At 60.9% G+C, this 23,825-nt stretch carries 20 protein-coding genes; 12 read left to right on the top strand and 8 right to left on the bottom strand.

The genetic code is table 11. The features are described from left to right. Nucleotides 1-218: 218 nt before the first annotated feature. Complete coding sequence (locus tag ACI2JZ_RS16990) at nucleotides 219-983, bottom strand: hypothetical protein (RefSeq protein ID WP_105658967.1); 765 nt, start codon at nucleotides 981-983, stop codon at nucleotides 219-221. A 113-nt stretch (nucleotides 984-1,096) separates the two neighbouring features. Between ACI2JZ_RS16990 and ACI2JZ_RS16995 the strand changes: the two genes are divergently transcribed. Then, entirely contained in the window at nucleotides 1,097-2,287 is a 1,191-nt protein-coding gene (locus tag ACI2JZ_RS16995; protein ID WP_105658968.1) for an alanine racemase, read from the top strand. Beyond that, nucleotides 2,284-3,585, top strand: a complete 1,302-nt coding sequence (locus tag ACI2JZ_RS17000; RefSeq protein ID WP_404598664.1) for a D-arabinono-1,4-lactone oxidase — start codon at nucleotides 2,284-2,286, stop codon at nucleotides 3,583-3,585. The genes ACI2JZ_RS16995 and ACI2JZ_RS17000 overlap by 4 nt, the downstream gene beginning before the upstream one ends. On the opposite strand, the gene ACI2JZ_RS17005 is transcribed toward ACI2JZ_RS17000, so the two are convergent. After that, entirely contained in the window at nucleotides 3,582-4,526 is a 945-nt protein-coding gene (locus ACI2JZ_RS17005) for an endonuclease/exonuclease/phosphatase family protein (protein WP_404598665.1), read from the bottom strand. The two genes, ACI2JZ_RS17000 and ACI2JZ_RS17005, sit on opposite strands and share 4 nt — an antisense overlap. 166 nt (nucleotides 4,527-4,692) lie before the next feature. Then, nucleotides 4,693-6,363: a thiamine pyrophosphate-binding protein gene (locus ACI2JZ_RS17010; RefSeq protein WP_404598667.1), complete on the bottom strand. Its 1,671-nt coding sequence runs from the start codon at nucleotides 6,361-6,363 to the stop codon at nucleotides 4,693-4,695. A 453-nt stretch (nucleotides 6,364-6,816) separates the two neighbouring features. On the opposite strand from ACI2JZ_RS17010, the gene ACI2JZ_RS17015 reads away from it, so the two are divergent. Next, nucleotides 6,817-7,098, top strand: coding sequence for a hypothetical protein (locus ACI2JZ_RS17015; RefSeq protein ID WP_105658972.1), 282 nt, complete (start codon nucleotides 6,817-6,819; stop codon nucleotides 7,096-7,098). A 362-nt stretch (nucleotides 7,099-7,460) separates the two neighbouring features. Here ACI2JZ_RS17015 and ACI2JZ_RS17020 read toward each other — a convergent pair whose 3' ends face one another. Genes ACI2JZ_RS17020 through ACI2JZ_RS17030 form a run of 3 tightly spaced genes read right to left on the bottom strand, consistent with a single transcriptional unit; the run spans nucleotide 7,461 to nucleotide 10,464 of the window. After that, on the bottom strand, nucleotides 7,461-8,456 hold the full coding sequence (locus ACI2JZ_RS17020) for a tripartite tricarboxylate transporter substrate binding protein (protein WP_133835099.1): 996 nt from the start codon (nucleotides 8,454-8,456) through the stop codon (nucleotides 7,461-7,463). 39 nt (nucleotides 8,457-8,495) lie between these two features. Beyond that, nucleotides 8,496-10,001: a tripartite tricarboxylate transporter permease gene (locus ACI2JZ_RS17025; RefSeq protein WP_133835098.1), complete on the bottom strand. Its 1,506-nt coding sequence runs from the start codon at nucleotides 9,999-10,001 to the stop codon at nucleotides 8,496-8,498. Nucleotide 10,002: 1 nt separating this feature from the next. Next, nucleotides 10,003-10,464: a tripartite tricarboxylate transporter TctB family protein gene (locus tag ACI2JZ_RS17030; protein WP_133835103.1), complete on the bottom strand. Its 462-nt coding sequence runs from the start codon at nucleotides 10,462-10,464 to the stop codon at nucleotides 10,003-10,005. A 177-nt stretch (nucleotides 10,465-10,641) separates the two neighbouring features. On the opposite strand from ACI2JZ_RS17030, the gene ACI2JZ_RS17035 reads away from it, so the two are divergent. The 6 genes from ACI2JZ_RS17035 (at nucleotide 10,642) to ACI2JZ_RS17060 (ending at nucleotide 15,774) form a co-directional block, all read left to right on the top strand. Then, nucleotides 10,642-11,421, top strand: a complete 780-nt coding sequence (locus ACI2JZ_RS17035) for an IclR family transcriptional regulator (protein ID WP_133835097.1) — start codon at nucleotides 10,642-10,644, stop codon at nucleotides 11,419-11,421. A gap of 318 nt (nucleotides 11,422-11,739) precedes the next feature. After that, nucleotides 11,740-12,363 (top strand): methyltransferase, encoded by a 624-nt coding sequence (locus ACI2JZ_RS17040; RefSeq protein ID WP_286172351.1) that lies wholly within the window; start codon nucleotides 11,740-11,742, stop codon nucleotides 12,361-12,363. A 20-nt stretch (nucleotides 12,364-12,383) separates the two neighbouring features. After that, the gene (locus ACI2JZ_RS17045; protein ID WP_133835096.1) at nucleotides 12,384-13,160 is read left to right on the top strand and encodes an NAD(P)-dependent oxidoreductase; all 777 of its coding nucleotides are present in this window, start codon (nucleotides 12,384-12,386) and stop codon (nucleotides 13,158-13,160) included. A gap of 33 nt (nucleotides 13,161-13,193) precedes the next feature. Then, nucleotides 13,194-14,531, top strand: coding sequence for a TRAP transporter large permease subunit (locus ACI2JZ_RS17050; RefSeq protein WP_133835095.1), 1,338 nt, complete (start codon nucleotides 13,194-13,196; stop codon nucleotides 14,529-14,531). A gap of 17 nt (nucleotides 14,532-14,548) precedes the next feature. After that, nucleotides 14,549-14,797, top strand: a complete 249-nt coding sequence (locus ACI2JZ_RS17055) for a hypothetical protein (protein ID WP_133835094.1) — start codon at nucleotides 14,549-14,551, stop codon at nucleotides 14,795-14,797. Next, nucleotides 14,794-15,774 carry a cyclase family protein gene (locus tag ACI2JZ_RS17060; RefSeq protein WP_404598671.1) on the top strand — a complete coding sequence of 327 codons (981 nt, stop codon included), beginning with the start codon at nucleotides 14,794-14,796 and terminating at the stop codon, nucleotides 15,772-15,774. Before ACI2JZ_RS17055 ends, ACI2JZ_RS17060 begins: the two co-directional genes overlap by 4 nt. Before the next feature lie 599 nt (nucleotides 15,775-16,373). On the opposite strand, the gene ACI2JZ_RS17065 is transcribed toward ACI2JZ_RS17060, so the two are convergent. Further along, entirely contained in the window at nucleotides 16,374-17,855 is a 1,482-nt protein-coding gene (locus ACI2JZ_RS17065; RefSeq protein ID WP_402741994.1) for an amino acid permease, read from the bottom strand. A gap of 333 nt (nucleotides 17,856-18,188) precedes the next feature. Here ACI2JZ_RS17065 and ACI2JZ_RS17070 point away from each other — a divergent pair, with 333 nt between their 5' ends. Beyond that, entirely contained in the window at nucleotides 18,189-19,649 is a 1,461-nt protein-coding gene (locus tag ACI2JZ_RS17070; RefSeq protein ID WP_404598674.1) for an HNH endonuclease, read from the top strand. A 71-nt stretch (nucleotides 19,650-19,720) separates the two neighbouring features. Here the strand turns inward: ACI2JZ_RS17070 and ACI2JZ_RS17075 are convergent, their stop codons facing one another. After that, nucleotides 19,721-22,552 carry an FAD-binding and (Fe-S)-binding domain-containing protein gene (locus tag ACI2JZ_RS17075; RefSeq protein ID WP_404598675.1) on the bottom strand — a complete coding sequence of 944 codons (2,832 nt, stop codon included), beginning with the start codon at nucleotides 22,550-22,552 and terminating at the stop codon, nucleotides 19,721-19,723. Nucleotides 22,553-22,708: 156 nt separating this feature from the next. Here ACI2JZ_RS17075 and ACI2JZ_RS17080 point away from each other — a divergent pair, with 156 nt between their 5' ends. Next, nucleotides 22,709-23,350: a GntR family transcriptional regulator gene (locus ACI2JZ_RS17080; protein ID WP_404598676.1), complete on the top strand. Its 642-nt coding sequence runs from the start codon at nucleotides 22,709-22,711 to the stop codon at nucleotides 23,348-23,350. Nucleotides 23,351-23,354: 4 nt separating this feature from the next. Next, nucleotides 23,355-23,807 carry a hypothetical protein gene (locus tag ACI2JZ_RS17085; RefSeq protein ID WP_105658975.1) on the top strand — a complete coding sequence of 151 codons (453 nt, stop codon included), beginning with the start codon at nucleotides 23,355-23,357 and terminating at the stop codon, nucleotides 23,805-23,807. Nucleotides 23,808-23,825: the final 18 nt, after the last annotated feature.

The raw sequence follows: 23,825 nt of genomic DNA on the forward strand, positions 1-23,825 counted from the left end.
TTTTGTTCTCGGCGACAAGGAAAAACTATACACAGGTTTTGGGGGTCCTGCAAATCGGGTGGGTGGTTTTTGACGGTGACCGTGCACACTTAATTTCGGAGCGCCGATTAAAGCCCGGGTTCATGCGGTTCGGTGCTCGCAAAAATCTGTAAAACGCATAAAAATTCGTCTTAAAAGCCGGTAGCCGACCACCTCAGTGGCCGGCTACCGCGATTCAGCTAGTCCTCGACGATCTCTGCGTCAATGACTCTAGGATCATCCAGGGGCAGAGAGCTTGGCGCCACCGTGGGGATGCCGGCGAAGGCCACTGCCGCATTCTCGATCACGCGCTTGGCCATATATCGATTGCCTACGCCACCGATGGCCGCGCCGACCCCAAACGGAACCAAACGGCCGATGGTGCTAGCCGCTTGGGTGCCAATGATCTTGCGCAGGAACTTCTTCTGCATGGTGCGCTGCATTGCAGAGTAGATGCTCGTGGACTTGCTGGCACCGAAGGACTTGGCCCATCCCTGGATTGGACCCCCACCGCGACCTGCGGCCTGGGAAGTCAATCCGGCAATCATCGAGCTGCCCTCATCGCCCATCATGATGCCCATAACCAGGACTCGTGAACGATCCGGATCGTCGATGGCTATGCCGTGCAGCTCTGCCAGGCTTTGCGCATACAGCGCCGAGGCTTCCAGGAAGCCCAGGGTCGCAGCTATGGATAGGCCCAGGGCGATACCGGTACCAACAGCGGGAACGGCTGCGGTTCCACCCACGGCTGCACCGGAACCGGTAACTACGCGCAGGTAATCGCGCTCGACAATAGCTGCCAGCTGGGCAGTAGTAGCGTCAGGGTGCTTTTTGCGCAGCCGCTTGATGTAGGCAAGCACCAGCGGGCGCTGCACGCCGATGCCCTTCATGATGGCGTCCTGCACGCCGGAGCGCGGCTTTCCATCTTTGCCAATCAAAGTCATTGAAATCGGATCGTTTTTCATGATGGCTCCAGCTTAACCGCAAGACCCTGAGAGTTACCTTGGTCTTTGCGCTTTCAAGCAAGCGTCTTGAAAAATTCCTTGAAACTCCCCGACGCTGGTGCAAGAGTTGGCCTATGAAGAACGCTCAGGCCAAACGGTATAACCACGCCTTGAAAAGCGCCGGGATCTCGGAGCATCCGGTCGCGCTGCTCGATCTGGATGCCTTCGATTCCAACGTGATCGCCCTGCGCGAACGGGCCGGAGGTCTGCCGATTCGCATCGCGTCCAAATCCCTGCGTGTACGCAAGGCATTGGAACGGGTCCTGGATGAGCCCGGTTTCCGCGGCGTTCTCTGCTTCACCTTGGCCGAAGCATTATGGCTGGCCAGCCATGGCTTGAAGGACTTGGTGGTTGCCTACCCGCAAACCGATGCCGAAGCGATCAGCCGGTGGGCCGCCAGCGAACAGGCACGCGAAGAGGTAACGCTCATGGTGGATACCCAAGAGCAGTTGGATTTGATCGACAGGATCGCACCGGGGCACGGGCCGCTGAAGGTCGCCCTGGAACTGGATGCTGCCTATTACCCCAGCAGCAACCTCCGTATCGGCGCCGCGCGTTCCCCGCTGACCCGGCCGGAACAGGTCGCCGAACTGGCCGCCCAGGTGCACCGCCGGCGCAACTTCATCTTGGACGGGCTGATGGGCTACGAATCCCAAATCGCTTCGGTCCCCGATGGGGGTTTCAGCCCCAGGGCACTGATCGCCCGCAAGCTGCGCCAAGCCAGCGCCGCCGAACTGGCGGACCGCCGGGCCGAAACCGTGGAATTGGTACGGGAGCTCGGCGACCTGCGGTTTGTAAATGCCGGAGGTACCGGTTCGGTAGAAAGCACCATCCAAGAACCAGCGGTAACCGAAATCGCCGCGGGCTCAGGATTATTCGCGCCCGCGCTCTTCGATTCCTACCGCGCATTCCGCCCCACCCCTGCCCTGTACCTGGGATTCCCGGTAGTACGCCGTCCCGATGAGCGAACGGTCACCATCCTTGGTGGCGGATGGGCCGCATCGGGCCCAGCCGGCAAGGACCGCTTGCCCACCATCGAGCATCCCAAGAAGCTTCGCTACCTGGCCATGGAAGGCGCCGGCGAAGTGCAGACTCCGCTCACTGGCCCCTCGGCGCATCGCATTGCCATTGGCGATACCGTGTGGCTGCGCCATGCCAAGTCCGGCGAACCGGCCGAACGCGTTAATAAGGCGGCGGTGTACTCCAAGGGCAGGATCGTCGAACAATGGCCTACTTACCGTGGAGAAGGGAAAGCATTCCTGTGAGTACTTTCAGGAATTTCGCACGCACCGTGGTCTCCCACCCAGCAGCTGTCCATTCTCCGCGCAGCATCGCAGAATTAGCACAGAGCCTGGAGCAGGCCGCCGACCAGCACCAGCCGGTGCGCACCGTCGGCGCAGGCCATTCCTTCACTCCGCTGGCAGATACCGACGGGATCTTGCTGAATCTGGATGGCTTTCGCGGCATCGAGGAAGTCGACGCTCGCACCCACGAGGTGACGTTCCGCGCCGGAACCCGGCTCTGGCAGATCCCCGCCCTGCTCAGGCCCTTCAACCTCGCGTTGGAGAATATGGGAGATATCGACAAGCAGTCGGTCGCTGGAGCAATCAGCACCGGCACCCACGGCACGGGCCTGGAATTCAGCGGATTCAGCGCAACGGTCACCGGAGTGCAGCTCATGCTGGCCGATGGGACCCATCTGCGCGCCAGCGCGCAGGAGAATAGCGAATTGTTCGAGGCGTCCCGGCTTGGCCTGGGAGTACTGGGGGTACTCACCCACGTCCGGCTGCGGTGCGTTCCCTACTACATGATGCGTGCGGCCGAATCCATCGAACCCATCGGGCAGATCGCCGAAAGCTTTGTTGATCGTGCCCGGCAAGAAGACCATCTGGAATTCTTCTGGTTCCCGGGCACCAGCAAAGCCCAGGTGAAGATCAATACCCGGCTCGACGGCCAGGTCCCTGCCGATCAGCCGCCTGCGGCGGCCCGCTGGCTGAACGATGAACTGCTTTCCAATGGCGCGTTGCAGCTGCTCAGCTCGCTGAGCGCAGCGGTCCCCCGGACCACTGCCAAATTGAATGAGGTGGCTTGCGCGGCCCTGCCGGAGCGCAGCAGCATCGCGCCATGGAATGAAGCTTTCACCAGTGCGCGACGGGTGCGCTTCACCGAGATGGAGTATGCGCTGCCGCTAGCTGGCTTCGATGAAGCTTTCGCGAAGGTGCGAGCGTACTTCAGGCGTTCGGGAGTTGGAGTTTCCTTCCCTGTCGAGGTGCGTACCGCGGCCGGGGACTCCACCTGGTTGGGTACCGCCAGCGGCAGGCAGACAGCGTACATTGCCGTGCACCGCTACATTCGGGATAAGGCTCCGGGATACTTCCCGGCCATGGAAGAGATCTTCCGTTCTTTGGGCGGCCGGCCGCATTGGGGCAAGGAACATAGCCTGCAAGCAGCGGATTTGGCGCAGCTCTACCCGAAATTCAGCGATTTCACGAGGGTGCGCCAAACTGCCGATCCGGAGGGACGATTCCTCAATCCTTATCTGCGGGGTTTGCTCGGCATCTAGAACTGGACATCGGTCCAGATCAGCGGGCTTGATGCTTTCACCAAGTCCGGCACCGTTCCTGGCAGGGGCTGGGAACTGCTTGGCGGATGCTCCTGGATGCGGCCCTGGCCCAATACCTGCCAAGTTGCGCTGGGGACCAGGTAGCTTCCGGAATCATTCAAAGCGTTCGCGCGCTTGAGCCCCTGGAGGAATGGTTCAACGCGATCTGCCGCGTTCTCCTGCAAGCCAAGTGCGCCGGCGATGACATAGCGGTCTTCGCCGACTCCTTCTGCTTGCTCGCCCTCATCGGTGCGAACGTAGTCCTCTCCGGACAGGTAGCCGGTGAGAACCTTCAACTCATCAGCCTGGCGTGCCTTGGCGAATTCCTGGTCCTGCGCATCTGGCTGGGTTTGGGTCGCAAGAATATGCACCGGCTCGCCACGGTATTGGATGGGAATGTCCCACAGCCCGGTGCTCATCACCGGAATGGAGGCGGCCAGCACACCAGAGAAGTCGGTGTGGTGCATCATGTCGTTGGCAACGTCCTGCCACTTGAGCTGGGAAACGCTGGTGACCTGGTCTTGTGCAATCGGGTACTTCGATAGCACGACAATCGAACCCTGCTCGGCGAATGCAGCCTGGCCCCACGCATCCTCGGCGCCGCCGATGACGCCATCAGCGTTCAGATCGGCACCGCTTTGCAGGCCCTTGGAGCCCACGGCCAGGTAGGAATACCCGTATTCCACATCGGCGCGGGCATCGTCGGGATTGTTCAGATACTGGTCGTTCAGTGCATCAACCGCGTCCTGGGTGGCGTCCATATCTGTCAGCACCACCACGTCCGCATTGGCGCTGCTGATCTTGTCTGCAACCTGCGCCGCCTGGCGGTCGGATCCGCGCATCAGGTTCGCGGGCAGCTCCTGGGGGGTTTCGCCGCTGAGATTTGCCTGAATGGTTGCCACGCGAAGCGAGGTTTCGGAAAGCTGCGCTGCGCTGGCACCCGCCGAGTCGCCAGGGCCAGTGGGTGCAGCAAAAGCGCCGGTTGAGGGGAACATCAAAAGTGCCCCTAGACCCAGACTTGCTGTTCCGACTAATAACTTGCGCACTCAACCACCCTACGACGTTCGGCTACCGCTTGCCACCACCTTTACCGGATTGTAATGCCGCAGCCGCGGCGGCCTTCTTGTTCGCAGAAAGGACCTCGTCCATATAAGGAGCACGCACATGCATCGAGACACGGGCATCCACCAGGCACACACCACGGGCTCCGGCATCCACCCACTGCTGGACCCTGGCGAGGTCTTCGAGCGTGTCAACGCGGATTCCAGTGGCTCCCATGGCCTTGGCGATACCGGCGAAATCCACCGTCGGGATCAGCATCGGGTCTTCGTGCAGGCCGACGGATCCGTACTGGTGGATTTCCGCTCCGTACGCGGAGTCGTTGTAGATGACGATTACGCCACTCTCCACGGTGCGAACGATCGATTCGAGGTCCGCCAGGCCCATCAGGAAGCCGCCATCGCCGGCGGCCAGCACGACCGTGCGCCCCTGCGCCGCTGGGCCTGCGCCCACCATGGAAGCGATGCCCAGGCCGATGGACTGGTACGCGGTGCCCACGCAGCTCAAGGAGCGTGCACCGGAGGTCGACCAGTACATGGGCCCCCAGCCGATGAAGTGGCCGCCGTCTTGCACCAGCACGCGATTGGCCGGCAGGATCTTCTCCAGTTCGCTGGCCACGCGGCGCGGATCAAGCTGCCCGTCGGCGGCCAGGTCGTCACCGGCCGGACGGGTGCGCAGATTGGACAGGTCCAGGCCTGAACGCCATCCGCCCTGCGCCTGCTCCACCGCACCGAGCAGGTCCGCGGCGGCCAAGGCCGCATCGGCGGTGGCGAAATAGTCCACGCGCGGGTTGGTGGCGGCGCACCCCAGGTCGATCTGGATCAAGCTGGCATCCTGCGCGACCAGATCGCCAAAACGCATGGTGAACTGGTTCAACGAGGCGCCGAGTACCAATACCGTATCGGCCTGCGCGATGATGCGGGCGTTGGCCTCGGTGGAGAAGCCTCCGGTGATGCCCAAATCGAACTCGTAGTCCAGCAGGTCGCGGGCCAGCAACGTACCCGAGGTGGTGGCGTCCAGCTTCTGCGCCAGCGACTGGACCTGCGCGGCGGCATCGATCGCGCCGCGGCCATAGAGGATGTGGGTGCGCTGCGAGGCGTTGAGCTTTCCAGCGATCTGCTCCAGCTGGGTGGAGTTCAGCTGCGGTGCCGGAGGGGTGCTGCGCAGGGAGGCGAAATCAGGCAGCTGCTCTTCGAGCGAATCCACCGCGGCCAAATCATAAGGGATCGCCAAAACAACCGGCATCTGTTCGCGCAACGCCCGGGCGGCCGCCTCCAGAGCAGTGGCACCCGGGTTGTCGCGGTCAACGACGTAGCGCGGCGCTCGCACTGCTGTGTCGATCGCGGCCTGGTCGACGTCCCAGCCACGCAGGCCGGAAGTTGGCGCGTCGCCGGTGACGAACAGCAGCGGGGTCCGGGCCGCGGCGGCTTCAGCCAGTGCGGTGATGGTGTTGGTGTAGCCGGCACCGTAAGTGGTGGAGGCGATGGCCAGCTTATTGGAGATGCGGAAGTAGGCGTCGGCGGCCGAAACGGCGGCCGATTCGTGGCGCACGGCGGTGTAGTCGAAGCCTGCACGCACTGCGGCGTCGAGGAAGTGGGCATTGCCGTTGCCCATCAATCCGAAGATCCGCGGGGCCAGCGGCTTGAGGGCGTGGGCAATGGCAGCTGAAACGCTAGACATTATGGACTCTTTTCAAGAAATCGTGCTGAAGAAATTCCATATATGTCTGCCGTTACCGGTTGCTGGACCGCAACGGGTATCGCCCCTTTTGAGAGCGCCGGAACCTGGCGGGGCCATGTTCCTGACTCACTGATGATAAGGCAGGAACCGCGCCTGGCGCTAGGCCGCTAGTGCGCCTTCCCATTAACACTTCCCCCGGGGGCGATCTCGCAGCGTTCCGAGCGATGCGTCCACGCACCTCGGTCCTGTCCCCGCGCTTGGCTGCACCGGACGCCGAATGGCGCCACGGCGCCGTGCACGGGGCCAAAAGTTTCACCCGGGCTCGGTGTTCGAGGTCGAAGTGTCATCCGAAAGTACCATGTACAGCAATTTTCAGATTCGATACTATCGAAATAACACTTAGTTGACTTGATCTTTATATGACAACTACCGGACATTATCGAGAAGGAACGCATGCTGAAGTTCTTGGGAATCACCTCTGAAGCACCTGCCGACGGATCAATCCCCGCGTGGCAGGGCGTCTCCAAGAAACACCGGGGCATCGCATTCGCCATTTCGCTTGCGCTGGGATTGGCCACGTTCCTGGTAACCCGCTGGCTGCTTTCCGACCTGCCGCCAGAAGGCTACTTGCCGCTCGTTCCCTGGAACGCGGCCGCCGCCATTCTGCTCATCAGCACGCTGGTGGCCGAGCGCGGATTGATCCGCAACGCGCCCGCCGAAACCTGCGAAATCTAGGCGCCAGAACTGGGGGCGGTACGGAGAGCCGCACTCGCCCCCAACTTCGCGGAACTTCGCTGCTGCTCATCAAGCGCGGCGAACGGCGAATTCAGCAGCGCGACGGGCATTAAGCGCCCGGTGCGATCCGCCAGCCATTCGTCATGGACGAGGCCAGCGACCTGCCCGGCTACGGCGAAACTGCCGATGGAGCGCTCTTCGACTACGGCTTCGGGCTCAGCTACTAGCCACAAACGTCCCATCAACGCAGGAGGGCTTTGGCTGGCAAATTTGCCATCCAAAGCCCTCCTGCTTATTTCATGGAACTCACGGCCAGCCCCGCTGCTGTCCTAAATTTCAGCTCCGCCCGTTCCGATCCACTGCTATTTAGCCTGGACTAATGGCAGGACAGCCTTGTAGTCCCCCTCCTGGCGAGTCCAGAATTCGTCATAGTCGGTCGCATTTTGGTAGCTAGTTGCCAATCCGAGGTTTTCCATCTTTTCAACTACTGCCTCGTCTTCAATCGCAGTTTGCAGGGCAGCTTCCAGCTTCTTGCCCACTTCCTCTGGCAGGCCTTCTGGTGCCGCATAACCACGGGCAGTCGTCGCGATCACGTCGTATCCTTCTTCAGCGAATGTCGGTACGTCCGGCAGCGCGTCGGTGCGTTCGGCATCCATCACCCCGAGCACTCTGGCTTTGCCCTGATTCGCCAAGTCAACTACCTCGCTGATATTCCCGACAAGCACTTCCACGTGCTTGCCCAGGAAGGCGGTAGATGCCTGGGAAGCTCCCTCAGAGAAGTGCACTGGGCTGAATGCAGAACCAGTGGCCTCGTTGATCTGGGCAATCGCGAAATGCTCACCGCCCATCTGCCCTGTGGTTGTTGCATTTAGCGCACCCGGGGTTGCCTTGCTTTCTTCGATCAGATCCTTGAGACTCGAATATTTGCTGTCCGGCTGAACCGCAATCACCATCGGATCCACAACCTGGCGGCCCAGGGGCTGCAGGTCGCTGCGGGTGAAGGCCGCACCGCGGGATTCGTCCATGGGAATGACGACAATTGAAGGCGACCCAACGGCACCAATGGTGTAGCCATCAGCCTTGGCATTGGCCAACGCCGTATAGCCAATCTGACCACCGGCACCTGGTTTGTTTACCACCTCAACGTTGGTCCCGAGCTCTTTTTCGAGTATGGGCTGGATCAGCCGGGCAGCTGTGTCCACAGGTCCACCCGGCGAGAACGCTACTACTAGTTCAACGGATTTGCCGTTTTTGGGGAACTCTTCCCCTCCGCCACCTGATGCTGCGTTGCTTGATCCGCAGCCTGCTGCAGCCAAGGTGAATGCTCCAACGGCAAGAATCGAGATCATGCGTTTCATTGTGTTTCCTTCGGGTTGAGTGAATAGATTTTGCGTTGTCTAGCTTTCGGGGTCTTCAGCTGCCAGCACAGCTGGCTTACGCAATTTCAAGAGCGGACTGCAGACGATTGCCAAGGCGACGAGCAGCAACACCATCGTGATAGGACGATCAAAGAAGATCGCGAAGCTGCCATGCGAAATATCCAATGATTCGCGAAGGGATCGCTCCATCAACGGACCCAGGACAAGTGTCAGGACCATTGGGGCAAGGGGAATATCCAGCCGGCGAAGACCGAGGCCCACCAGTCCGAAGATGATCATCACGAAGACATCGAAAACGGAAAAATTGATCGTGTACGCCCCCACGACCATGAACATCAAGATCAGGCCTGCCAGGATCGGGTATGGAACCTTCAAGATGGAAGTCCACAAGCCGACAAGTGGAACGTTGAGAATAAGCAGTAGTACGTTGCCGATGAAAAGGCTGGCGATAATTGTCCACGCCAATGTGCTATGTTCAGCGAACAACGTCGGCCCAGGAGTCAGGCCTTGCTGCAGGAAAGCTCCCATCAGTACCGCGATCGTAGGCGAGGCAGGAATGCCCAAAGTGAATAGCGGGATTAGTGCCCCGTTGGCGTGAGCGTTGTTGGCAGTCTCGGGACCGGCTACCCCTTCGATGGCTCCTTGCCCGAGCTGGTGGCGGTACTTCGAGAATTTCTTCTCAGCCCCATAGGAAAGCAGGGAAGAAACCGATCCGGTCATGCCTGGAATGAGCCCCATGGCAAAGCCAATGCCTGTACCTCGGGCAAAGGCCGGCGTGCTGCGTGCCCAGTCCGTGCGCGATGGGAGCAAAGCTCGCAAGCCCGGGGCCTGCGCAACGGATTGATTCTTTCCCGGGCGGTAAGACAAGATCTCAGACAAGCCGAAAATGCCTACGATCACGGCCACGAATGACACACCGTCGAGCAATCGATCCATGCCGAAGGTAAAACGCGGAGCGCCCATGACCGGGTCAATGCCCACCATCGAAATCAGCAGGCCCAACGCTCCAGAAATCAAGGCCCTGACCATCGACTTCCCCGCTAGCGCCACCAGCAGCGAGATCCCGACTACAACGAGTGCGAAGAATTCTGGCGGGCCGATGAGCAACCCCAAGCTTCCCAGCGGCTTGGCCGCAATGACCAAGCCGACGGTGGCGATTGTGCCACCGACGAATGATCCGACAGCAGCGATAGTCAGTGCTACACCAGCACGGCCAATCTTCGTCATCTGATAGCCATCGATGGCGGTGATCGCCGAGGCTGCTTCACCGGGCGTATTGAGCAGAACGCTGGTTATTGTTCCACCGTAGGTAGTGCCATAGAAGATAGCGCACAGCATGATGATGGAACCAGCAGGATCGAGGTTCAGAGTCAGCGGGATCAACAATGCGATTCCCGCGACCGGCCCGATACCGGGCAGAACTCCGATAACAGTGCCCAATAGGCAGCCGACAAATGCGAACAGCAGGTTTTGCCACGTCATCGCCTCGGCAAAACCCATCATGAGTTCGTTGAGAACATCCATCTCAAAGTCCAATCAAATTCAAGGGCGGAACAGATGCCAGAGGAAGCGAAACGTGCAGGACCTTTGTGAACAGGTAGAACACGCCTACACTCCCGCAAAGAGAAATCACTACTGCTCTAATCCACCCGATCCGAGCTCGGAAGTTCAGGTGGTACATCAGGAAAGCCAGCATGCTCAGCTGGAAACCGAGAAACGGCAACGCTGCCGCCAGTACAACCAGGCTGGCCACAACCGCAAATACTTGCGCCCGCTCGAAAGCCTCAGCCTCACCCGGCTCCTGTGGCGCGGAACGCTCCTGGATGAACCAGACAATGGCTAGAACAACGAGGAACGCGCCGAGCACCGCAGGAAAGAACCCGGCACCCGGCCCCATGCTGCTCCATAGTCCTAAACTCACCGAACCTATAAGCGCGTACAGACCGACAAGGCCGATGATTGCTTGGCCGGCCACTACCGGCCACACGCCAGGAGGGTTCTGCCTCTCCGTTAGATCGCTCGACACGACTTCCTCCGATTACATAGTTCGTTCAGAAATTTCATACAGTAAAATTGTTTAGCGCTCCATGAAATAGTGACATGATGCACAAGTGGCAGTCAAGGAAGTGTGCCAAATTACAAAATAATTGCGTAGAATGAAATCATGGCGGTAGAAAAAGATAAGTCTGAAGCTCCCAACGGCATGAGGTCACTCACCCGGGCCATTGCCGTATTCGAGCAGATCCAGCGCTACGAACACCCCCGGCGACTCAGCGCAATTGCCGCCGACATGGGGATGAGCTCGCCTACGACCCTGCGCATCCTCAGGGTGCTGCAGGAAGCCGGCCTGGTCAGCCAAACTGACAAGAGCTACCGATTGGGTCCAGCGGTATTGCCTGCTGCCCGAGTTTTCCTGGAGAACGACCCCCTGCCCCGGGTGGCCCAACCAATCCTCCAGCAGCTCTCGCAGGCAACCAAGCTGACAGCGTCGCTCTACACTCGCCTCGGCAGCGAGCGCGTACTGGTTGAACGCGTGGTAGGAGAGACTTCGCTTGGGTACAACTTGCCGCAAGGCCGCCGCCTGCCGCTTACTGCCGGTGCTGCAGGGCGCATCCTCCTTCGTGGTGCCGATGATGACGAACTAACCCGGATCGCCGAATCTTCAAGGCGCCTGCAGTACGAAGCGGAGAATTTCGATCTTGAGGCCATCAGGGTTCGGACACCCCGCCTCGATTCGAACTACGCTATTTCCGAGGATGAGCGCGCACTGGGAATTATTTCCATCGCCGTGGCCGTCCCAGCTCGCCAAGGCCTTCCCACCGAAGCCCTCTCGCTGACCGGACCCATAGCCACGATCCCCCGCGACACACTGGAAGCCAAGGCCCCCGAACTACTCCAGGCAGCTCGACGCCTGTCCGATTTGCTGGCAAGCAGCGTCTACTAGCCGCCCACCAGATAACATCGCGCAAATTCCGCCTTTCGCGTCCGTGCGCCGCCTCGATCCTGCGCGCCATTAAATACCGCGGCACAGGCGCTAGAACCCTCCCGGAATCGCTTTGCCTGGAGCCACGCGCAGCTTGCGCCCCGCTCCTGCAAGGCTGAACCTTCGAAACCTCCCCGCGAAATCCTCCTTGACACTGTGATGCAGAACATGTCATGATTCCATACATCATCAATTAATTGCGTAGTGTGAAATCTAAGAACATATAATGAAATGTTCTCTTGTGAAATTCTGCGCCACAGGCCTTGGAATAGGTGACCAGTGAACCAATCGACTGAATACATACAAGTCAGCCAATCTACGATCGACCGGCTCACCGAGCTTCCTGCTGCCAACATCGGCGATGCCATGCAACGACTTGGAATCGCTTCGGCGGAGATACAAGCCGTCTGGGAAGGAGCCAAGTTGGCGGGTCCCGCCTACACCGTCTGGGTAGCCCCCGGCGACAATGCCGGGATTCATGAGGCGCTCAAGCACGTTCAACCAGGTGAAGTCATCATGGTCAATGGCGGCGGCTACACAGACCGCGCGCTGCTCGGTGAGCTGATCGGCGAACGCGCTGTTTCAAAGGGGGTCGCCGGCTTTGCCATTGATGGAGCGGTGCGAGACGCAGTGGATCTCGGAGAAATCCGCCTGCCAGTGTTTGCCCGTGCTACTAGCCCTGCCGGCCCATACAAGAATGGCCCTTTCGAAATTAACGGCACCATCGCGTTCGGTGGCGTTGCAGTGAGCCCTGGCGATATTGTCATCGGCGATTCGGATGGTCTGGTAATCGTTCCAGCCAGCCGTGCCGAGGAAATCGCCACTGCCGCGGAAGCCGTGCATCTCGACGAGAGCCAGCGCCGCGCGGCCATTCTTGCTGACCGAAATATCTCCCATTCCTAATTATCTAAGGCCCTAACACTATGAAATGTGCACTCATCGGACTAGGTGAAGTCGGGCAGATTTACGCTGCCGCGCTACTCGAAGCTGGACATGAAATCACCGGCTATGATCCTTTCATCAGCGACGCTCCGCAACGCGTGGAACTGGCCCGGTCAGCCGCGGAAGCAGTCAAGGATGCGGACGTCGTTTTAGTTCTGACCGCCGCTGGCGCTGCATCGGAGGTAGCCCAAGAATGCTTGCCCGCAATGAAAGCGGGCTCTGGTTATGCGGATCTGACCAGTTCTTCCCCCAAGATCATGGAAAAACTGGGCTCCACGTCGGGCCAGGTCAACTTCATTGACGTCGCGATCCTCGGACCCGTCATTGCACAGGGGGCAAAAACACCGTTGATGGCCAGCGGCCAAGGAGCGGAGGACTTTGCTGATCTTCTTAAATCTGTGGGAGCACCGGTTGAAGTCGTGGAGGGTGGACCGGGCAGCGCCATGGCTCATAAGCTGCTGCGAAGCGTCTTTACCAAGGGCCTTGCGTCCGTGGTGATCGAGGCAGTTCGCGCTGGCGCCGCTGCGGGACTTGAACCATGGGTCCGAGCAGAGATCTCCAAAATGCTGGCCGGCGACGGCCAGGCAACTATCGACCGCTTCTTGACCGGTACGGCCAAGCACGCAGTACGCCGTGCAGCAGAAATGCGTTCCACCGGCGGATATTTGGAAGACTTGGGCGTCCCCCGTGAAATGACCGATGCCTCTGCCAGTGCAATGGAGCGTATGGCAATCGATAATAGGATGACAGCTGGCTAGCGGCGACGCGGGCGAGCATCGGAAGGAACCATCATGATTGGCATCTGGGCGCTGGGCGTCTACCTCGCGGTCATCATCATTTGGACGGTCTTGCTACGCCGTAACGTCGGTGAAGCAATGATTCTTGGCTTCATCGTCGCCGCAGCATTCAGTGGCAAGCAGATGATGTCCGTTGGCTGGGTTGCGCTCTATGAAGCGCTCACCGATGAAATTGTCTATGCAACAGTGATCTTTGTGTTCATGGGTTACCTGCTCGAACGCGCAGGGGTCATGGAACGCATGATCAACCTGCTGGACTCGTTGATCGGCGGCAGCAAAGGCGGCGCCGCCTACGTGTCCACGGTGTCCTCGGCCGGGTTGGGCAGCATCGTGCATAACCAAGCAGCCATCGCCGCAACTGTCGGTTCAATTACCATCCCATGGATGGAACGATCAAAGATCGACCGTCCTACGGCGGCGACCATCGTGGCTGGCAACGCGGGCATGGGAATCACTTTCCCATTCAGTGCCTCGATGTTCGTCCTGGTGGGTTCCTCAACCGTCGGCCCATTGCTATCAGCAAACGAGCTCATCGTTCCGCTGATTTTTGGCGGGCTCTGGTGCGTTGCGCACCGCCTGGTCGTTACCTATATCTTGGTCCGCCGGAGCGGCGCACAATCAACACCGAAGGAACAACGGCAGCAGCTATCGGTCGCATTCAAGCAAGGATGGACCACGCTGCTATTGTTCGTCGGTGTCGCTTTTCCAATGATCATCACCAGCGGATTCATGGCCGAAGTACTGAGCGAGCATACGGAAACTGATGTGTCCAAAGCTGTCAGCCCGATTTTCTGGATTCCTATCGTATTGATCATTATGGGTTTGCTGCTCGGATTCAGTAAGCTGCCGCGAACGGCCAAAGAATGGTCGCAGATGATCGAGGCTTCCATCCCCCGTTTCGGCATCGTAGGAATTACCGTGCTATTCGCTTTCGCCGGAGCTAATGCCCTGGCAAGCACCGGCTTGCCGGAGCAGTTGACTGCAGTGCTGAACCAGCTTGACTTGCCGGTATGGCTGCTTGCCCTGGTGATTGGATTGATCGTGGTTGCAGTGGCTGCTCCGCTGTCATCAACGGCGACGATGGCCGCCGTGGGAACCGTGGGTGTTGCAGCGCTGGTTGCCGCCGGTGTTCCAGCACCAACTGCGGCGGTCGCAGTGCTGGTGTTCTCCTCTTGTGAAGCAGCCGTACCGCCGGGAGGAGCCCCGTTATACGTCGCGTGCGGCATCGCCGGCGTCAACCCGTATAACACCTTCCGCCGCATGATGCTGTTCTATGCTCTTCCATTGTTGGCAATCGGCGTGCTGATTGCTTCCGGAATCTTGCCGGTCTAAACCCACAGGGGGCCAAAATGTACCGATCTATACTTCGAAAAACCTTCGTCGCTTCCTTGGCCGTGGCGTTGTGTGGCGGAATCGTCTTCGTCCTATTGCAGCTGGTGGGGATTATTGCAGGCAATGCAATGCTTCTGGCCGCACCCAACACGGTATTCAAAACGATACTTTGCATCAGCGCGTCCGTCTCTTCGATTGCCGCGTATCTGATGCTCCATGTGGGCTCCACCCCGCTGGAATACGCGCAGGAGAACTCGTCAAAGTGAGCGATCAGAAAAAGTATCCTACTCGTGCCGAACTGAAACAACGTCCGGGCGCCCTTGCAGGTACTTCATGGGACCTGTTCAGCCCTCCTTCTGCTGGCGTTCCCCAAAAAATCGATGCGGCCAAACGAATTCAGGCGGCTGCTTCAGTTCGCCTGGGTGAAACCTTCGGGCTTGATTATCCGATCGATGCCTTTTCACCTGGGATGTACAAAACACGTAGCGCGCCAAAGCACCATATTTTCGGCAACCATGTGGCCCATCGCGATGACTATCTGGACAGCTTTTACCTTCAGGGCTCGTCGCAGATCGATGGGCTGCGCCACCGGCGTTCTGATGAAGTGGGGTTTTACAACGGTGTGCCCGATGAGAAGATCATCCCCGGAACCACCGAACTGGGCATCCAGTACTGGTCGGATCAACCCATTGTTACTCGTGGCCTCTTGGTGGACGTTGACGGTTTCACTAGAGCTCAGGGCCAAGACCTGGACCATGCAAATGGTGTGCCGATCCCGCTATCCCTGCTCCTTGCTGCCATGGAGCACCAAGGCATTGAGCTGGAACAGGGCGATGCGCTGCTGATTCACACCGGCTGGAGCGAATGGTTCTTGGGTCTGTCCCCCGAAGAAAAATCCAGGCAACGTGATTCCGGCAAGGCGACCGGGTTGGCGCAGTCCGAAGAACTGCTGGACATGGCGTGGGACTCGGGGCTGAGCATCCTGGCGGCAGATAACTTTGCCGTTGAATGCCTCCCGCCTGTAGCCGATTCCCCCTTCATCACCACAGCTCCGAATGATCGCGGGATGATGCACCAAGAGTTCTTGGCAAAACTCGGGCTTCCGCTCGGAGAGTTGTGGCGCCTGGGGCCTTTGGCCCGCCGGATGAACCAGTTGCAACGTTGGGATTGTTTTCTCGCCATCAAGCCGCTCAACGTCATTGGCGGAACGGGATCTCCAGCAAATGCCACCGCGATGATCTAGCGGTAGAATCGCTATCCTTCCGCCGTTGCCAAGAAGCGCAGGCGGCCATCTCCAGATGGAGCTCAGGTCTGGAGCAGCTGTTCAATGTCTTCCGCCGGCCGATCTTGGCAATACTAGCTAGGATCCAGCCCAGCCCCGTGTAGATCTGCCCCAAGAAGTGCACGTCATTTCCATGCGGTGCCCGGCAGACAGCGACAGCCATTAGGAGGCATTGTCGTTTCCGTCGCAACTGCGCGGGATGACCGCCGACCAGCGCGCCATACCTTCAGGGTAGCGTCGCCAGAAGCGGAACTCACTTGGCCCAAGGCCTCGCGCCGCTCGTGCCCGGCTGCTTTAATGGGCTCCGGAGTAGCGATTTAACCGCAGAGGCTATGTCCTCGTGTTCTTCGAGCATCGAGTGTTACAGATACTTGAACGTTTCGCTCACGCGATCCCCGATGGCCTGTTGCACCTGCTTAAAATGCGCGTCCTCACGTTGAAACTGAGGAAAATCTGCCCCGTTCTCCCCCTCGATCTTCTGTCACACGAGCTCCGCCAACGGGGTTCCCGCGGGTCGGGGAAGTCCGAATTGAGCTACCTGATGCTGTTCAGGCGCGCAGCTACTTTTCGTTTCCGTGGCTGGCCGCGTAGTCCTGCGCGCTCATCTGGCCCAGGCGCGAACGGCGCCGGCCGTAGCCAAGGTAGAGCGCTGCGCCGACGATCATCCAGATGATGAACACCAGCCAGGTATGCCAACCGAGCTGGCTCATCAGGAACAGGCAAGCGAAGATGCCCAGGATCGGGGTGAGCGGGTACAGCGGCACGCGGAAGGTGCGCTCGGCCTTGGGCTGGGTTCTGCGCAGGTAGATCACCGAGGCGCCGACCAGCGCGAAGGCGAACAGCGTGCCGATGCTGGTGGCGTCGGCCAGTGCGCCCAGCGGGATGAACCCGGCAGTGACCGCCACCAGGATGCCGGTGATCCAGGTGCCGGCGACCGGGGTGCCGGTGCGGGCCGAGACCTTGCCGAACACCGCCGGCACCAGCCCGTCGCGCGACATGGCCAGCAGGATGCGGGTCTGGCCGTAGAGCACGGTGAGCACTACCGAGGCGATGGCCAGCACGGCGGCGACCGCGAAGACCAGCACGAAGGCCGGCTGCCCGGTCAGTTCGCCGATGATCTGCACCAGCGGCGCCTGTGCGCCTTCGAACCAGTTCCATTCGCGCGCGCCGATCGCCGAAACGGCCACTAGCACGTAGCTGATGGTCACGATCAGCATGGAGAGCATGATCGCCCGGGGCAGGTCGCGCTTCGGGTTCTTGGCTTCCTCGCCGGCCGTCGAGGCGGCGTCGAAGCCGATATAGGAGAAGAACACGCTCGATGCCGCCGCGGTCACGCCGGCGGCGCCCATTGGCAGCAGCGGCTCGAAGTTGCCCGCATTGAAAGCGCTGAAGGCGACGGCCGAGAAGAAGAGCAGGATGCCGGCCTTGATGGCCACGACGATCGAGTTCACGATGGCCGACTCGCGCGCCCCGCGCACCAGCAGCAAGGTGGCCAGTGCGACGACGATCAGCGCCGGCAGGTTCACCACTCCGCCGTCGGCCGGGCCGCCAGCCAGCAGCTCGGGCAGCTCCATGCCGAAAGTGCGCAACGTTTCGTTCACGTACTGGCCCGAACCCACGGCCACCGCAGCCACCGACACCGCGTATTCGAGCACCAGGCACCAGCCGCAGATCCAGGCGATGCCTTCGCCCATGGTGGCATAGGAATAGGAATAGCTGGAGCCGGAAACCGGAACCATGCCGGCCATTTCGGCGTAGGACACCGCCGAAAGCAGCGCGGTAATGCCCGCGATCACGAACGAGATCCAGATGGCCGGACCGGCGATCGGCACGGTATCGCCGAGGATCACCAGGATGCCGGTGCCCATGGTGGCGCCGACGCTGATCATGGTCAGCTGCCACATGCCCAAGGTGCGGCGCAGCTGGCCTGCCCCTGCATTGGTTTCCGCTTCGGCGATCATATTCGTGATCGACTTGCGGCGGCGCAGCTGCGCGCCCAGCAGGGTGGCCGGACTGGAGCTCACGGACGGTTTGCGGTTCATCGCGGATCCTCAAGGGGAATGGTGGTGCTGCCTCGCCCCTGCCTAGGATGCGGCCGGGCGCTGCGCGTGGAAGTTCTGAACTGGAATATCATGTCATAATCCAGCTGGCCCCGACTTTTCAGGAATCCGGCGGGTTCACACTAATTCCCGCTTCTTCTTGGCATTAGCCGTATTTGCGCATCGCTCGGCAGCCAGCTTTTGAGATGGATTTCATGATCGGGAATGCATATTTATGCATTTTATTCCGCTTCGCGCACTCTCGCCTATCGAAAACCCCTGAAGTTTTCCATACCATTAGAAGACATATTCGAACAAGCGAAGTATAATTAGAACATGTCCGAAGCAAAGGCGCACGGAAACAGCCTCACCCCACCAGCACCCCCCGAGGAATTCGACCTCCACGTCCAAACCGTGCAAAACGACCTCTCCGCCCTCGAAGAACACGGCAGCAAAGCCGACTGCGCCCACGGCATCGAACTACTGGAAGCCCTCATCTCCGCAGCACGCTGCAAACAGGCCGGCCTCGCCCACCAAATCGAAAAAGAATACGTCCGCGACCACGAAGAACGCGGCATCCACCTCGATGACCAAACCCGCGGCGCAGCCGCCTGCGTCGCCCTGGCCCGCAAGCAATCACCGCACGGCATGCGCAACTACCTGGTCAATTGCCGCATCCTCTTCGAAGACACCCCGAACCTCGCCGCCGCCTGCGCCCGCGGCGAATTCACCGAAGCCCAAACCCAAGCCATCCTCACCCCGCTCCAAGACCTCAAACCCCAGCGCCGCACCGAATTCGACCACCTCTACGCCCAGAACCCGCACATGTTCGAATCCATGGGCACCACCCAAATCAAGGAAACAGTCCGAAAATTCGCCCTGGCCTACATCTCCGACCCCGACTCCATCAAGCAGAAAACCGTCGAAGAGCAACGCAACCTCACCCTGAAAATCGACGACCAGCACGGCCGCATCATCATCCACGGCGAATACCCCCTGCTGCAGGGCATGTGCCTCAAACGCTACCTCGACGAAGAATCGAAAACCCTGCGCAAAAAAGGCGACCCCCGCACCCGCACCCAGATCCGCGCCGACCTGCTCTTCAGCTACATGATGGTCGGCGAACCCTCCAAAATGCCCATCGCCCTGCAAGTCGCAGTAGTCATGACCGACCGGGCCCTGTTCGCCGGCGAACGCGAACCAGCCTATCTGGAAGGCTACGGCTTCATCCCCGCCCAGAGCGTGCGCGAATGGATCAGCGGGCACCAGATCCCCAACAGCCTGACCTTCGACCAAATGGACGCCAAACCCACCACGGAGCTGATCGAACAGCTCGACGTGCGCACCGAACTCGCCCGCCTCTACACCGCACCCGGCGACCAGGACCTGATCGCCATGGACTCCAAAGCCCGGATCTTCCCGGAAAAGCTCAAGAAGTTCATCGCGATCCGCGACCGGCACTGCCGCACCCCGTTCTGCGACGGCATCGTGGAGGAAATAGACCACGTCAAGCAATACGCCCGCGGAGGCAAGAGCACCGTCTTCAACGGCGATGGCCGATGCGCTAGTTGCAACAAGGCCAAGGAAGCCGCCGGCTGGTACGAATACACGACCTACGGCAACGGCCACACCATCATGATCTGTCCCGGCTCGGCGATGTCCTACAAGTCCACCGCGCCACCAGCCACGGGCTACGCGCACAAGCCGTTCCCGCAATTGAGACGCGACTCGCAATGGATACAGCAACTCAAGGAACGGCTGAAGCCCAAGGACGGCCCCGAAGACCTCGCAGCCTGACTCCCGGCAAGCAACCATTGCGCGTACCCATGGCTTAATGCCGCTCGACGCCGCCGGCTTTGCTCCGACCTCTACTTGCTGGCGGCGTCTGCCAGCAGTTCAACGATGTGGCGGTATTCCTTGCCCGTCGCACGGGTCATGCCCAGTTCACAGGTGCGGTTGCACGAAGCGTGTTCCTGCGCATCCAGTTCACGAACCTCGGCAGCTTCGCGAGCGGTAGCCGACTCGGTCAGCTCCGGATGCAGCATGCCGCGGTCACCGGCAAAACCACAGCAGCCCCAGTTCACCGGGGTGTTCACGGTATCTGCCACAGCCTCTGCGATCTTCTGCATGTCCGGGTTCAGGCCCATCTGCGTGGACGAGCAGGTTGGGTGCAAGGTGACCGAGGAGATCTTCTCGAGCGCTGGCAGCTTCTCCAGCAGGTGCTGCGAAGTGAACGCCAGCAGGTCAACCACTTCGTAGCCATGCTCGGCCAGGGTATGCGCAAAGCCTTCGGTGCAGCTGGAGGCATCGGAGATGATCGGCAGGTCCTTGCCCGGCATGGCCGCACGGACTTCTTCCAGCACGCGCTGGCCCATGACCTCATGGCCCTGTTCGTAGCCCTTGGAAGTCCACGGGGTACCGCAGCAGGTGGATTCAATGCCCTCGGGAACGTAAACCGAGACGCCAGCAGCGTGCAGCAGCTTGGTGAACGCCGGGGCGACTCCTTCCCCGTCTCCTGCAGGGCCGAACATCGAATTCACGCAGGCTGGCAGGTAGATGGCCAGCGGCTCGGTGCCAGCTGCACCCAAGTTGCCGGCCATGGGCTTGCGCGCCTTGCCTCCACCAGGCAGGTCGGCATCGTAACGTGGCATGGTGTCGGTGCTGACCACCTTGCGCGCAGCATCGGTGGCACCGCGGACCAGCGAAGCAGGGAATTTATCGGCGATGCTCAGGGCCAGCGACCCAGCGCGCGTGGCAGGTCCCCATCCCTTGGCCGCGGCCTTGAAGCCGGCTTCCAGGACCGGGTGCGCGTCTTCGCGGCGCAGGCGCTTGACCAGCAGGCCCGTGTTGATGCCCACCGGGCAGGCGGTGACGCACATGCCGTCCACGGCACAGGTCTGCACGCCGTTGTATTCGTAGTCGCGCTCCAGTTCGGCCGCCAGCTCGGCGTTGCCCTCGGCTTCGGCCTTGGCGATGGCCCGGCGCACGACGATGCGCTGGCGCGGGGTCAGGGTCAGGTCCTTGGACGGGCAGACCGGCTCGCAATAGCCGCATTCCACGCAGTGGTCGGCCTCGATCTCGATGGTCTCGTTGAGCTTGATGTTGCGGATGTGCGCGGCGTGGTCTTCGTCGATGATCACCCCGGGGTTCATCATCAGGCGCGGGTCGCAGGCGGCTTTCAGCTCCAGGTGCACCTCGTAGAGCTCATCGCCGTACTGCGCGCGCACGAACGGCGCCATGGCGCGGCCGGTGCCGTGCTCCGCCTTGAGGTTGCCGTCCTTGTCCAGAATCAGCTGGACCATCTTGTCGTTGAAGGAGTTGTAGCGGTTCAACGCCACATCGCCTTCGAAACGGTCGGTGAGCATGAAGTGGATGTTGCCGTCCTTGGCGTGGCCGAAGATCACCGAATCAGCGTAGCCGTACTCGGTGAACAGCTCCTGCAGGCTGTCGCAGGTTTCGGCCAAGGACTCTACCGGGACCACGACGTCCTCGAGCAGCGCGGTGGTGCCTGTGGCGCGGGCACCGGCCACCGAAGCATACAGGCCCTTTCGGAACTTCCACGCGGCCTGACGGTTCTTCGCATCTGGGGACAGCACCGCTGGGGCGCGCAATGCCGATGCGTCGAGCAGCGACTGGCCAGCGGAGCGCAGCCCGGCCAGTTCCTCTTCGGTGTCCTCATGGTATTCGACCAGCAAGGCGGCCTGCTGGTCGACGTCGAAGCCCATGATGGCATCCGGCACGCCGGGCAGCGACTGGCCCACGCGCAGCGACGTGGAATCCATCAGCTCCAGGGTGGCGGCGCCGGAATCCACGAGTTCAGGCAGCGCCCGGGTGGCCAGATCCAGGTTATCGAAGACGGCCAAGGTGGCGATGGCCAGCTTGCGGATCGGCACGGTGCGGAAGACGGCCTCGGCGACGAAAGCCAGGGTGCCCTCGGAGCCGATGATCAGGTGTGCCATCAGCTCTGCCGGGGTGTCGTAGTCCAGGAAGGCATTGATGCCGTAGCCCATGGTGTTCTTCAGCGCGAAGTGCTTCTCGATCTTGGCGACCGAGGCCGGGTTGCTGCGCACGCGCTGGCCCAGCTTGTCCAGCGTGGCGACCAGTTGCGGTTCAGCGGCGGCCAGCTTGCGGTCGGCCTGCGGATCCGCGGTGTCGATCATGGTACCCGAGGGGAGCACGAAAGTCATGGATTCCAGGGTGCGGTAGGTGTTGAATTCGGTGCCGCAGGCCATCCCCGAGGAGTTGTTCGCGATCACGCCTCCGATGGTGCAGGCCGCCTCGCTGGCCGGATCCGGCCCCAGCTTGCTGCCATAGACGGCCAGGCGCGCGTTGACCTGGCGGACGGTGGCACCGGGCTGCACACGCACGCGCGCTCCGTTATCGAGCACGGTGATGCCGCGGAAGTTGCGGCGCACATCAATCATCAGTCCGTCGCCGCTGGCTTGCCCGGCCAGCGAGGTGCCGCCCGAGCGCAGGGTGACCGGCTGGTTGCCGCGCGCGGCCGCAGCCAGCAGGGCGGAGACTTCCGCGGCGTCCTTGGCCAGCACGACAGCTTGCGGCGTGTACAGGTAGTGCGAGGCATCCGAGGCGTAGGCAACGCGGTCGATGGATCGGGTCTTGACGCGATCCTGGTCGCCGACCAGATCGAGGATGCCGGATGAAACCGTCGTTTCTCCGAGTGCTGGCGTGCTCAATGCCATGGTGCGCTCCTGTGCAGTTGGCAAGCGGCGCTTGCCGAATACGAAAATTGTCTTACAAGTATACAAGCCATAGTAGTACTATTCATGGGATACTTGTTAGGTAAATTTCCGCGGCTCGAAAGGACCCTGATGGCGGCCCGTTTAGGTGTGGTTTCCGTGGTTCAGGCCGTCGTCAAGTCACTGCGTGCCCGGATTTTCAGCGGGGAACTGTCCCCCGGCACCCCGCTGGGCGAAGTGGACGTCGCCGCGCACTATGAAGTGGCCCGGCCAACCGCCAAGGCCGCGCTGGAGAACCTCGTTGCCAGCGGCCTGCTGACGCGCAACGCGCATCAGAGCGCGAAAGTCACGCTGCTCTCATCCGCCGACGCCCGCGACATCTACCGCACCCGCGCCATCATCGAAGCAGAGGCCGTGCGGCTGCTGGCCAGCACCGGACAGGTCCCGGAAGCTGCACGCGAGGCCAATGCCGAAATCACCGCACTGCGCGATGCTTCCCCGATCCAGATCGTCGATCCGGATGTCCGCTTCCACTCCGCACTGGTCCAGGCCCTGGATTCGACCCGTACCAGCGCAATCTACGGCCAGCTCAGCGATGAGATCCGCCTGTGCATGACCCACGTCCAGGATGCAACGCTGCTGAACACCGCGGACATCGCCAGCGAACATGAACGCCTGCTCGAATGCATCGCCGCCGGCGATGCCCAGGGCGCGGCAGAGGTTTTGGCCCAGCACCTCTCCCGCGCCAGCACCCGATTGGCCGAGCACCTCGACAGCCTTTCCCAAGGTAGGCGAAGATAGGAGCATGGGCATTTTCGCAAGCAGGAAAAGCATTGAGCAGGACTTCGCGCGCATGACACAGCGCCTGGATGCGGTAGCCGCCTTCCAGGCCGAGGGGCTCAGCGCGAAAGCGCGCGTCCTGGCCACGGGCCTGCGCAAGATTGTTCCCGAAGCCGGGTTCGAGCTGGCTGCCAAGGATGCCACCGCATGGATCCACGCGCACGAGGCCCTGCGCCTGCTGGAAGGCACCATCTCGATCCTCGAGGGTTGGAACGGTTCACCCGACGAGGTCTTCATCTCCAGGGCGGCGAGCGCATCGCCCGATTCCCCGGCTGGCGAGGCGATGTCCGATGTTCCAGCCGATCACCTGGGTATTCTGCGCCCCGCAGACGACGGCACCCTGCAGCTATTGGCAACCTTGGACCCCGCGGAGCAGCTGCGGCTAACCGGCTGGCTGCGCACTTTCACCCGGGCATAAAAACACCTTTCCCACCTA

Source organism: Microbacterium sp. NPDC087868, from assembly GCF_044900755.1.
GTDB classification, from domain to species: Bacteria; Actinomycetota; Actinomycetes; order Actinomycetales; family Microbacteriaceae; genus Microbacterium; species Microbacterium galbinum.

Coding starts and splice junctions, on each gene's coding strand:
- ACI2JZ_RS16990 (WP_105658967.1), bottom strand. CDS start 983: ATGAAAAACGATCCGATTTCAATGACTTTGATTGGCAAAGATGGAAAG.
- ACI2JZ_RS16995 (WP_105658968.1), top strand. CDS start 1,097: ATGAAGAACGCTCAGGCCAAACGGTATAACCACGCCTTGAAAAGCGCC.
- ACI2JZ_RS17010 (WP_404598667.1), bottom strand. CDS start 6,363: ATGTCTAGCGTTTCAGCTGCCATTGCCCACGCCCTCAAGCCGCTGGCC.
- ACI2JZ_RS17015 (WP_105658972.1), top strand. CDS start 6,817: ATGCTGAAGTTCTTGGGAATCACCTCTGAAGCACCTGCCGACGGATCA.
- ACI2JZ_RS17020 (WP_133835099.1), bottom strand. CDS start 8,456: ATGAAACGCATGATCTCGATTCTTGCCGTTGGAGCATTCACCTTGGCT.
- ACI2JZ_RS17025 (WP_133835098.1), bottom strand. CDS start 10,001: ATGGATGTTCTCAACGAACTCATGATGGGTTTTGCCGAGGCGATGACG.
- ACI2JZ_RS17035 (WP_133835097.1), top strand. CDS start 10,642: ATGGCGGTAGAAAAAGATAAGTCTGAAGCTCCCAACGGCATGAGGTCA.
- ACI2JZ_RS17045 (WP_133835096.1), top strand. CDS start 12,384: ATGAAATGTGCACTCATCGGACTAGGTGAAGTCGGGCAGATTTACGCT.
- ACI2JZ_RS17050 (WP_133835095.1), top strand. CDS start 13,194: ATGATTGGCATCTGGGCGCTGGGCGTCTACCTCGCGGTCATCATCATT.
- ACI2JZ_RS17055 (WP_133835094.1), top strand. CDS start 14,549: ATGTACCGATCTATACTTCGAAAAACCTTCGTCGCTTCCTTGGCCGTG.
- ACI2JZ_RS17065 (WP_402741994.1), bottom strand. CDS start 17,855: ATGAACCGCAAACCGTCCGTGAGCTCCAGTCCGGCCACCCTGCTGGGC.
- ACI2JZ_RS17070 (WP_404598674.1), top strand. CDS start 18,189: ATGTCCGAAGCAAAGGCGCACGGAAACAGCCTCACCCCACCAGCACCC.
- ACI2JZ_RS17075 (WP_404598675.1), bottom strand. CDS start 22,552: ATGGCATTGAGCACGCCAGCACTCGGAGAAACGACGGTTTCATCCGGC.
- ACI2JZ_RS17085 (WP_105658975.1), top strand. CDS start 23,355: ATGGGCATTTTCGCAAGCAGGAAAAGCATTGAGCAGGACTTCGCGCGC.